The sequence below is a fragment of the Cohnella lubricantis genome (assembly GCF_014212015.1).
GTDB lineage: Bacteria > Bacillota > Bacilli > Paenibacillales > Paenibacillaceae > Cohnella > Cohnella lubricantis.
The window spans coordinates 46,955-58,117 of sequence record NZ_JACJVN010000083.1 but is presented as its reverse complement, the minus strand read 5'-3'; the positions used below and the strand labels follow the sequence as shown (position 1 = coordinate 58,117).

Genomic DNA, 11,163 nt, shown 5'->3' with positions numbered 1-11,163 from the left:
GGCTCGGCCTTCGCAGGCTCGGTCGGCACGCGAGCCTCAGCGCCCGCCGCGCCGGGCGCTGGCGTCGCTGCGCTCGGCTTCGGCGCGCTTGGCGCCGGCGTTGCCTGGCGCTGCAGGCCCTCGCCGGAGCCGTATGTCCGCGATGGCGCAGACGACGAATAACCGCCGGTGCCAGCAGCGAATCGCGCGCCGTTGCCGCTCGGGCGCGAAGACGCGCCATAGCCGGCAGGGCGAGAAGCCGAACCGGTCATCGTCCCGTTGGCCGAACCGGACGATCCCGAATACGAAGGTCTTGTGCGATTAACGGGTGAACCTACGCCATTCGAAGCAGCTGCGTTCGATCCCGCGGAAGCGTTCGAGCCGGATGCCGCATTCGTTCCGGAGGAAGCATTCGAACCGCCCGAATTGCTCGAGCCCCCGATCGATTCGAGGAATTCGATGTTCGTCTTCGTATTCCCTAGCTTGCGCAGGAATTGATCCACGAACTCAATCGAATCGTTCATGCCCTTGCGAATCGCCCATACTTTGTCCAGCTCTTCCTTGGATAGCAGCATCTCTTCGCGGCGCGTTCCGGAACGGCGAATGTCGATCGCAGGGAAGATGCGCCGTTCCGCAAGCTTGCGGTCCAGATGCAGCTCCATATTGCCCGTTCCCTTGAATTCCTCGTAGATGACATCGTCCATCCGAGAGCCCGTCTCGATCAGCGCGGTCGCCAGAATCGTCAGACTGCCGCCTTCCTCCACGTTCCGCGCTGCGCCGAAGAACCTCTTCGGCCGATGGAACGCCGCCGGATCGATACCGCCGGACAGCGTACGGCCGGAAGGCGGAATGACCAGATTGTAGGCGCGGGCGAGACGAGTGATGCTGTCCAGCAGAATGACGACATCGCGCTTGTGCTCGACCAATCGGCGCGCGCGCTCCAGCACGAGCTCGGCCACTTTGATATGGTGCTCCGGCACCTCATCGAACGTCGAAGCGACGACTTCCCCTTTGACCGAACGCTGCATGTCCGTCACTTCCTCCGGACGCTCGTCGATGAGCAGCACGAATAAGTCGATATCGGGACGGTTCGCCGAGATGCTGTTCGCGATCTCCTTAAGCAGCAGCGTCTTGCCCGCCTTCGGCGGCGCGACAATCAGACCGCGCTGTCCAAGGCCGACAGGCGACAGCAAGTCCATGATACGGGTCGATAATCGGGTGGGAGTCGTCTCAAGAACAAGTTTCTCTTGCGGAAAGAGAGGGGTAAGTGCGGGAAAGTGGAGGCGCTCGGCTGCGGTCTCCGGAGATTCTCCATTAACGGCGTTCACTTGCAGCAGCCCGAAATATCGTTCGCTTTCCTTCGGCGCCCGGCATCTGCCGGATACGACGTCGCCGCTTCTAAGATCGAATTTGCGAATCTGCGATGCCGAGATATAGATATCATCCTTGCTTGACAAGTAACCAGTCGGGCGGAGGAAGCCGTACCCTTCGGGCAGGACCTCCAGTACCCCTTCCATGTACATGAGCCCGCTTCGTTCCGCCTGCGCTCGCAGAATCGCAACGATGAGCTCCTTCTTCCTCATTTGACTATAATCGGCAACCTGGTGGCTCTTGGCCAGCTTTGTCAGTTCGCTTAGCGTCAAGCCTTCCAAATCCGCCATCATAAGATCTGGCAATAGAATCCCCACTTTTTATATCCGAATGAAGCAATCCGTCTGATTATTGACGGATTACCCTACGCGCCATACCTCGGCGCCTAAATTGCTTAAATGCTCGACCAATCGCTCGTAGCCGCGATCGATGTATTCCACGCCGGTAATCTCTGTGACGCCGTCTTCAACTGTCAGCGCCGCCACGGCCAGCGCCGCGCCGGCCCGAAGGTCGGCAGCGCGCACTTTGGCTGCGTTAAGCTTGCCGCCTTCGATAATGGCGGAGCGTCCTTCCACCCGGATCTGCGCGCCCATTCGCATCAGCTCCGGCACATGCTTAAACCGATTGCTGTACACGAAGTCCGACAGGATGCTGACACCCTGCGCCTGCGTAAGCAAACTGGTCATCGGCGACTGCAAATCCGTAGCGAAGCCCGGATACACGAGCGCCTTGACGTCTACCGCTTCGTAGGCTGGCTGGCCGACGACGCGGATCGCTTCATCCATCTCGTAAACATGAACCCCCATCTCTTGCAATTTGGCGGTCAAAGCTTCCAGATGCTTCGGAATGATATTATCGATCAGAACGTCCCCGCGGGTAGCCGCAGCCGCTATCATATACGTTCCTGCCTGAATCCGGTCCGGAATAATGGAATGGCGGCAGCCGTGCATACTGCTGACACCCTCGATGCGGATCGTCTCCGTGCCGGCTCCCTTGATCTTGGCGCCCATGGCGTTCAGAAGCGTCGCCACGTCGATGATCTCTGGTTCTTTGGCGGCGTTCTCGATAATCGTCGAGCCTTTGGCTCTAGCGGCAGCGAGCATAATATTAATCGTGGCGCCTACGCTAACGACATCCAGATAGATCTTCGCTCCGCGCAATTCCTTCGCTTTAATTCGAATGGCGCCGTATTCGTTCGTAACGACAGCGCCTAGCGCTTCAAAGCCTTTGATATGCTGATCGATGGGACGAGGCTCGAAGTTGCATCCTCCCGGCAGGCCGATGATCGCTTCACCGAAGCGCCCCAGCAGCGCGCCCATTAAGTAATAGGAAGCTCGAAGCAGCTTCACGCGGCCGTTAGGCATCGGCTTGGACACCATGTTCGACGGATCGATCGTCATCGTATCCGAATTCCAGGTTACTTTGCCCCCAAGTTCTTCTAGCAATTCCGTGTAGATCGCTACATCGCTAAGGTGAGGCAAATTATCCAAACGCACTTCCGATTCGGCGAGAATGGCCGCAGGAAGGAGCGCGATCGCACTGTTCTTCGCGCCGCTGATCGCGACCGTGCCCCGCAACGGACGGCCGCCGCGTATCATCAATTTCTCCATGAATGTATGGTTCCTCCTAATCTGCTGCTCGTGCACCGGAAGACGGAGGTCAGCCGATACAAACTAGCAAAGCGCCATCGCCGATGCGGCGGGGATGCTCTGCGCTTACCCAACAGAAATCCTTAAACTATAATGGTAAATTCGGTATGATTGCAGGAATGGGAAAACGCCGTATAGACGTTTTCCCATATGGTCGCTCCCGCGGTGCGATTCAGCACCTTCCGGGCAAGTGACGCGCACCGCCCCATTATAACACAAATCCCTTTAGCATAGTAAATTAAGCTTTACTCATGCGTCCCTCGAGCGCCTCCCGATTCTCATTAGAAGCCTAAGCGAACTTCGAAGACGGTCCGTCATCGCTAAGCTGCAGATTGACAGCGACTCTCATCTCGTCGATGTCGAACGGCTTCGTGAAGTGAGTAAGGGCGCCCAGATCCGTCGCCTCCTTGATCATGTCGAGCTCCCCGTAAGCCGTCATCATGATGACCTTGATCTCGCGGTTCATTTCCTTAATCTTCTTCAATATCTCGAGCCCGTCCATTCCCGGGATCTTCATATCGAGCAGCACCAAGTCCGGCGCGTGGTTACGGACGATCTCAAGCGCGGCGCGGCCGTTGGCCGCTTGAAACGTCTCATAGCCTTCGGTCGCGAATACTTCGAGCAGCAGAATTCGAATGCCGATCTGGTCATCTACGATTAGCAGCTTCTTTTTCCCCATCGCCAAATCCTCCGTTTCTGTAAACCATATCTAACCGATATTCGCGGTCAAGCGGGAGAAATCCTTCATTTGCCATGGAAAAAAGGTGAAAAACGCCCCGGCATTCGCCAGAGCGCTCAGAAAATGAAACGATTAAGCATTCGCGTTCGCCAGCGACGCCCGCACGAATTCGCGGAACAGCGGCTGCGGACGGTTCGGCCGCGACGTGAATTCCGGATGGAACTGTACGGCCAGGAACCACGGATGATCCGGAATCTCGATCATCTCGACCAGACGGCCGTCCGGCGAGGTGCCCGAAATCTTGAGCCCCGCCGATTCAATCCGCTCGCGGTATTCGTTGTTGAACTCGTACCGATGGCGATGGCGTTCGTACACGAGCTCGTCGTCGTAGCACTGGGCTGCGAGACTGCCCGGCACCAGCTTGCAAGGATACAGGCCCAGACGCATCGTGCCGCCCAGATCCTCGATATCCTTCTGCTCCGGCAGCAGGTCGATGACCGCATACGGCGTAGCCGGATGAATCTCGGAGCTGTTGGCGCCGTCCAGCCCGGCCTTGTTGCGCGCGAACTCGATGACCGCCACCTGCATGCCGAGGCAGATCCCGAAGAACGGAATCCGCTGCTCTCGGGCGTAGCGGATCGCCGTAATCTTGCCCTCGATGCCGCGGTCGCCGAAGCCGCCCGGCACGAGGATGCCGTTCACGCCGCCAAGCAGCTCGTCCACGTTAGCCGGCGTCACTTCCTCCGCGTTCACCCAGCGGATGTTCACTTCCGAGTCAGAGTCGATGCCGGCATGGCCGAGCGATTCGACGATACTGAGGTAAGCGTCGTGCAAGGCGACGTACTTGCCCACGATCGCGATCTCCGTCGTCTTCTTCAGCGACTTAACGCGGCCCACGAGCGCTTCCCATTCCGCCATATCCGGCTGGGGAGCCGCATGCTGGAGGCCGAGATGCTTCACGACGTAGTCATCAAGACCCTGCTCGCGCAGCATGAGCGGAACCTCATACAGCGTGGAGGCGTCGCGGCATTCCACGACCGCATTCGCGTCGATATCGCAGAACAGCGCAATCTTGCGCTTCAAGTCCTCGGACAGCTCATACTCCGTACGGCAGACGATAACGTTCGGCTGGATGCCGATGCTGCGAAGCTCCTTCACGCTATGCTGAGTCGGCTTCGTCTTCACTTCGCCAGCTGCCTTAATGAACGGAATAAGCGTGACGTGTACATACATCACATTTTCCCGGCCGATATCGCTCTTGATCTGACGGATCGCCTCGAGGAACGGCAAGCTCTCGATATCGCCGACCGTGCCGCCGATCTCCGTGATGACGACGTCTGAACCGGTCTCGCGGCCCGCGCGGAACACGCGGTCCTTGATCTCGTTCGTAATATGCGGGATGACTTGCACTGTGCCGCCCAAATACTCGCCGCGGCGTTCCTTGCTGATGACGGTGGAGTAGATCTTGCCGGTCGTTACGTTGCTGTTCTTGGACAGGTTAATATCGATGAACCGCTCGTAATGCCCCAAGTCCAAATCCGTCTCCGCGCCGTCGTCCGTGACGAACACTTCCCCGTGCTGGTAAGGGCTCATCGTGCCCGGGTCGACGTTGATATAAGGATCGAACTTCTGAATCGTTACCTTCAGCCCGCGGTTCTTCAGCAGGCGGCCGAGAGAAGCGGCGGTGATTCCTTTGCCCAGCGACGAGACTACGCCGCCCGTTACGAAAATATATTTAGTCACTCTGTACGAACCTCCCACCCCATGCCTGCGGCATTATCTTTATCGTACCCCGCATTCGCTTCAATCAAGCAGAACGGATTGTACCTTCGGCGCCGAAGGCGAAATCTTCCAATCGAGATCGGACGGGATCTTTAAACCATGACAAAACAAAAAAGTGTCACCCAATAAATGGGGGCACTTTTTAATAAATTCACCTATGGAAAAGCACACTGCTTCTAAAGCCCAAGCATAAGTTTAACGTCTTGCCGGTAAGGTGTCAAGCCCGCCGAACCGGTATTATTTCTCGTCTTCGTCGGCGTCCTCGAAGTCGTCTTCCTCGTCCTCGGACTCCTCTTCTTCTTCCTCTGCGAGCTCTTCATCGATCTCTGCGTCTTCTTCTTCGTCGATGACTTCCTCGTCCACTTCGGCGGCTTCTTCTCCTTCGTCGAACAGCTCTTCACGCTCTTCGTCGAACAGCTCGAAGCCTTCTTCGTCCGGCGTGAAGGTCTCTTCCTCGTCCTCGCCGTACAGATCCTCGTCGTCCAGATCGTCATCGTCGTTGATGATCCGCGGACGCTTCGCTCCGCCGGCAACCGCATCCTCCGACTTCTCAACCGGGTACCAGCGCTTCAGGCCCCATACGTTGCCGCCGACGCAGGCGAAGCGGCCGTCGATATTGATCTCGGTGTACAGTTGGGCGATCACATCATTAATTTGATCTTCGGACAAGCCTCTGATCTTGGCGATCTCCATCATCAGATCGCGATAATAAAATGGGGTGTTGGCCGCCTTCAGCACCTGGAAGGCGAGGTCTACCATAGGCATTTCCCGAATTTTCTCGGCATCGAATTTCAGGACGTATTCCGCGCTCACGCTACTGCTCATCCTCTCTTTATGTTAAACATTTCAACTATTCGCTTCTGTGTCAACCACTAGTTAACCTTATTTTCTGTGAAAATGCAAGTGAATGCGGCCCTGTCCCGGGCCTGTATGTCCGACTTGGCGCTTCGCCTATTTGGCGGCAAACAGGCTCCTTACCCATGCTCTCGGAAGAGCTCTCTCATACAATAGGGAAGCACATCCGCCGGGAGGGATCCGCCATTGGACACGAACAGTATCCTGGAATGGCTCAAGAGCTCCCTGTCCTCCTCGGAGAAGAGGGCGAGCAGAAGAATTCTCCGCTTCCTGCGCCCCGAAGACGACAAGATATTCCTGAAGGCGCTGCAAGCCGAACGGCCTCGTCACCGGCCGCTCCGAGAGGTTAAACGCCTTGGCATTATCCGTGCTTATTCCTGCCCGCTGCCGCCGCAAGGAATGCCGCTTCCGTTCGGAGCCGGCCTCGTCTGGGAGGAAGACCCTCTCATCAGCATGCATGCCGCACCGTTGCGTCCATCTGGATCCGCATTCAAGCGAACGGCCGACTCGGCCCCTCGAAGCCCCCGGCGTTCGTCCAAGCCTACACGCGTCCGATCGATAACGGACCAAGGCATACCGTGGGGAGTCCGGCGCATTCGCGCTCCGGAAGCTTGGAGCCGGACGACCGGCCACCGGGTCAAAGTCGGCGTCATCGATACCGGCGTCGACTTCAGCCATCCCGATCTGAGCCATTCGCTGGAGCGAGGCATCAACCTGATCCAGCGCACGATGCCGCCGCACGACGACAACGGGCACGGCACCCATATCGCCGGCACGATCGCGGCAGCGAACCGATTGCAGGGGATGATCGGCGTCGCCCCGCGCGCTTCGATCTACCCGATCAAGGCATTCGATTATAACGGTACCGCCTTCGTATCCGACATTATTCTCGGCATCGACTGGTGCGTCCGCAACCGGATGGATGTCGTCAACATGAGCTTCGGCATGGAGAACCGCAGCAAGTCGCTTCTCGCCGCCGTGAGCAATGCCTACCGCTCCGGCGTGTTGATCGTCGCCTCGTCCGGGAACGACGGCAAGCGCGGCCAGATCGATTATCCGGCGCGCTACCGGCAGACCGTCGCCGTCGGGGCCATTAACCGCCTAGGCAAAGTCGCTTCCTTCTCGAACCGATGCGACGCCGTTGATATCTACGCGCCCGGAGAGAAGATCCTCTCTAGCTGGCCAAGAGGCGGCCGCAAGTTCATGAGCGGCACATCGATGGCCACCTCGCACGTCACGGGCGCGGTCGCCCTGCTGCTCGGGCTGAAGCCGGAGTTGACGCCCGAACAGATCAAGGCGATTCTCAAGCGATCCACCCGGCCGCTGCGCAGCGGGAAGTCGCGCGGGGCCGGCGAGCTTGACGTGACACGCATGCTGTTAGCCGCCAAACAAATGCCATGAGCTGCGTCTTGCGGTTCCAGCCGTCCGGCGATGCAATCCTTCGGGCAGTCTAAGCCTTACATCTTCTCGGGAGCCGAGACGCCGACGATTCGCAGGCAGGTGCCAAGGACGACCCGCAGCGCTGCGAGCAGCTGCAGGCGCGCCTGGCTCTGCTCCGCGTCGTCGGTGATGACGCGCTCCGCGCGGTAGTAGCTGTGGAACAGCGCGGCCGTCTCGTAGACGTAGCGAATCATCTGATGCGGTGCGTATGCAGCGGCTGCGGAGGCGATGGTCTCCGGCAGCTCGCCCATCTTGCGCAGCAGCTCGAGCTCATGCTCGCTCACGAGCTTGCCAAGCGGCGCCTGCTCGATCGGCAGGAGTGCGATGCCCTGCTCTTCGGCTTGGCGGAAGATGCTGCATATCCGCGCGTAAGCGTACTGCACGTAATACACCGGATTCTCGTTCGAAGTCGAGACCGCGAGGTCCATGTCGAAGTCTAGATGGGAATCCATGCTGCGCATCGTGAAGAAGTAGCGGATCGCGTCGACGCCGACTTCGTCCATCAGATCCTCCATCGTGATCGCTTTGCCCGTCCGCTTCGACATCTTGACCTTCTCGCCGTTCTGGAACAGGCTGACCATCTGCGCGATCAGAACGGTCAGCTTCTCCGGATCGTTGCCGAGCGCAGCCATGGCCGCCTTCATGCGCGGAATATAGCCGTGATGGTCCGCTCCCCAGATGTTGATCATCCGGTCGAAGCCGCGGCCGTACTTATCCATATGATAGGCGATGTCCGGCGTGAGATAGGTATAGCTGCCGTCGTTCTTGACGAGAACGCGGTTCTTGTCGTCTCCGAATTCGGTCGTGTTCAGCCAGACAGCGCCTTCCTCTTCGTAGACATGGCCCTGCGCGCGCAGCGCGTCGAGAGCTGCGACAACGCGGTTGTTCTCATACAACGACGTCTCGCTGAACCATTCGTCGAAATGAACATTGAAGCGGCCGAGGTCGCGCTTGATCTTAGCCAGTTCCTTCTCCAGCCCGTAGCTGCGGAAGAATTGGAATCTCTCTTCATCGGACAGCGACAGCAGGCGGTCGCCTTCCTGCTCCGCCAATTCCTTGGCGAAGCCGATGATGTCCTCGCCATAATAGCCGTCTTCCGGCATCTCGGCTTCCTGCCCGAGCGCCTGGCGGTAACGGGCTTCAATCGAGGCGGCTAGATTAGCGACTTGCTTGCCTGCATCGTTAATGTAATATTCGCGCGTCACTTCATAGCCCGCGAAGTCCAGCAGATTGCACAGCGCGTCGCCGACCGCGGCTCCTCTCGCGTGGCCGAGGTGAAGGCTGCCCGTCGGGTTGGCGCTGACGAACTCGACCTGCACTTTGTTGTTCGGACCCGCTTCGACGCGGCCGTAGTCCGCATCCATCGAGCGTACTTCGCCGATGATGCCATGCAGATAGCTCTTGTCCAGACGGAAGTTGATAAAGCCCGGCCCCGCAATCTCAGCGGATAGGATCTGGGCGCCCCCTTTGTCGAGGTGCTCAATGATTGCCTCAGCGATCTGTCGCGGATTGCGGCGGGCAATCTTCGTCAGCTGCATCGCTGCATTCGTCGCGAGATCCCCGTGTGCCTTATCCTTCGGCACTTCCAGCACGAAGTCCGGCAGCGCGTCCCGCTCCACCAAGCCCGCGGCCACTACCGCGTCCCCGATGGCTCCCTTCACCTGTCCATACAGACGTTCCAATGCGTACTTGCTCATTCGTCGTGTTCCTCCCATACGCGCAGCCGCAAGTCAAAGCGGTCTGCGCTCATCTCATTAACCCATAATTGGTATTGCCACTCGATCTCAAACGGCAGGCTTCCAGCTTCTTTGGCATGCAGCCGCAGCTTGTGCGTCTCCATCTCCAAGCGGAACCGCCCGGCAGGCGTCTCATGCCACCCCGCCGTGCGCAGGCCCAGCCGGAAGCTCTGCTCCCCCTGCACCTCGCCGTAACGCAATATCGTCATCCCTTGCGTATCCCACTTGAAGGTGATCCGGCATCGCCCTCGTTCTTCGTCCGCTTCCTCATATTTAATGTAGAAAGCGCCAGCCTTCGGATACAGCATGCCGCTGTACGAGATCGCGCCGGCCTCGCCTTCAGGGCCGCTAAGCAGCTCGATCTTGACCCGCCTCGGTTCCGATTCGTTCACCGCCGCAATCCCTCCTGTTCTGGACCCTATTCAAATCGCAGCTCCAACGCGCCCGCCGGACAACAAAAAAGATCCGTCTCTCGAAAGAGACGGATCGTGTCCGCGGTGCCACTCTTCGTAATGCCGGCGCATCGCCCGATTGTGCAGGCCTTCGCGGCATTCTCTCGATCGGATAACGGCAGATGCCGGGTCCCCCTACTGCGGCTCGCGCATTGTTCAGGGAACCAACTCCCGGGTGCGTTTCCCTCGCGCCGCCGCGCCGGCTCTCACCATCCCGGCTCGCTGCTGCAGGTCCTGCGGCAAGGTACTCTCCCGTTCCACGTTGTTGGATTTAATTATCCACCATTATAGGGTACGCGCCGCAAAAAGAAAAGCCGCACGCCCGAAATCGGGCGCACGGCTGATGCGCCGCGGATGCTGCAGCTGCTTACTTCGTCAAATCTTCCACGAACTTCGGAAGCGCGAAGGCTGCGAAGTGGATGCTCGGCGTGTAGTACTTGGTGTCGAGCTCAGCGATATCTTCCTTCTTCACGTTCAGCGGGTCGTGCTTCTTGCTGCCCATCGTGAACGTCCACAGGCCGCTCGGATAGGTCGGGATGTTCGCCGTGAAGACGCGCACGATCGGGAACACTTCCTTCACGTCGCGGTTGACGGTACGGATTAGGTCGGCCTTGAACCACGGGTTGTCCGTCTGGGCGACGAACAAGCCGTCATCCTTGAGCGACTCGTAGATCCCCTGATAGAAGCCGCGCGTGAACAGCTGAACCGCCGGGCCGACCGGCTCGGTCGTATCCGCCAGAATGACGTCGTAGGTGTTCTTGTGGTCATGGATATGCTTGAAGCCGTCGTCGACTTGCACGGAGACGCGCGCGTCGTCCAGCTTGCCGGCAATGGACGGCAGATATTGCTTCGAATATTCGATGACCTTGCCGTCGATGTCGACGAGAACCGCCTTCTTGACCTTCGGATGCTTCAGCACTTCGCGGATGACGCCGCCGTCGCCGCCGCCGACCACGAGCACGTTCTCCGGATTCGGATGCGTGAACAGCGCCGGGTGCGTCACCATCTCGTGATAGACGAACTCGTCGCGAACCGTCGTCATAACCATGCCGTCCAGCACGAGCATGTTGCCCCATTCTTCCGTCTCGATCATCGCGAGCTCTTGGAAATCGGTCTGCTCGTGAACATAAGTTTGCTTAATCTTGGCCGTGATGCCGAAGTTCTCGGTCTGCTTCTCGGTATACCATAATTCCATCGAAGACATGCGCCAAACCCTTCTT

General features: G+C 58.7%; 8 protein-coding genes, 1 pseudogene and 1 other annotated feature. Of the genes and pseudogenes, 1 reads left to right on the top strand and 8 read right to left on the bottom strand.

Annotated elements, in window-relative coordinates; genetic code table 11:
• Nucleotides 1–326: 326 nt before the first annotated feature.
• The 5 genes and pseudogenes from rho to rpoE all read right to left on the bottom strand — a co-directional run.
• Nucleotides 327–1,643 (bottom strand): annotated as a pseudogene (gene rho, locus H4Q31_RS19515) (transcription termination factor Rho); the annotation flags it as partial.
• 66 nt (nt 1,644–1,709) lie between these two features.
• Nucleotides 1,710–2,960 carry a UDP-N-acetylglucosamine 1-carboxyvinyltransferase gene (murA, locus tag H4Q31_RS19510; RefSeq protein WP_185180736.1) on the bottom strand — a complete coding sequence of 417 codons (1,251 nt, stop codon included), beginning with the start codon at nt 2,958–2,960 and terminating at the stop codon, nt 1,710–1,712.
• A gap of 328 nt (nt 2,961–3,288) precedes the next feature.
• Complete coding sequence (locus H4Q31_RS19505) at nt 3,289–3,678, bottom strand: response regulator (RefSeq protein WP_185180735.1); 390 nt, start codon at nt 3,676–3,678, stop codon at nt 3,289–3,291.
• Between the two features lie 132 nt (nt 3,679–3,810).
• Nucleotides 3,811–5,421, bottom strand: a complete 1,611-nt coding sequence (gene pyrG, locus H4Q31_RS19500; RefSeq protein ID WP_185180734.1) for a CTP synthase — start codon at nt 5,419–5,421, stop codon at nt 3,811–3,813.
• A 276-nt stretch (nt 5,422–5,697) separates the two neighbouring features.
• Nucleotides 5,698–6,273 carry a DNA-directed RNA polymerase subunit delta gene (rpoE, locus tag H4Q31_RS19495; protein WP_185180733.1) on the bottom strand — a complete coding sequence of 192 codons (576 nt, stop codon included), beginning with the start codon at nt 6,271–6,273 and terminating at the stop codon, nt 5,698–5,700.
• Between the two features lie 228 nt (nt 6,274–6,501).
• Between rpoE and H4Q31_RS19490 the strand changes: the two genes are divergently transcribed.
• Complete coding sequence (locus H4Q31_RS19490; RefSeq protein WP_185180732.1) at nt 6,502–7,716, top strand: S8 family peptidase; 1,215 nt, start codon at nt 6,502–6,504, stop codon at nt 7,714–7,716.
• Nucleotides 7,717–7,772: 56 nt separating this feature from the next.
• Here H4Q31_RS19490 and argS read toward each other — a convergent pair whose 3' ends face one another.
• The 3 genes from argS to speE form a co-directional block, all read right to left on the bottom strand.
• A complete protein-coding gene (gene argS / locus H4Q31_RS19485) occupies nt 7,773–9,452 on the bottom strand; it encodes an arginine--tRNA ligase (RefSeq protein WP_185180731.1) in 1,680 nt (559 codons plus the stop codon).
• Complete coding sequence (locus tag H4Q31_RS19480) at nt 9,449–9,883, bottom strand: YwiB family protein (RefSeq protein ID WP_185180730.1); 435 nt, start codon at nt 9,881–9,883, stop codon at nt 9,449–9,451. Before H4Q31_RS19480 ends, argS begins: the two co-directional genes overlap by 4 nt.
• A gap of 82 nt (nt 9,884–9,965) precedes the next feature.
• Nucleotides 9,966–10,212, bottom strand: a binding site (T-box leader).
• 98 nt (nt 10,213–10,310) lie between these two features.
• Nucleotides 10,311–11,138, bottom strand: a complete 828-nt coding sequence (gene speE, locus H4Q31_RS19475) for a polyamine aminopropyltransferase (protein WP_185180739.1) — start codon at nt 11,136–11,138, stop codon at nt 10,311–10,313.
• Between the last annotated feature and the right edge of the window lie 25 nt (nt 11,139–11,163).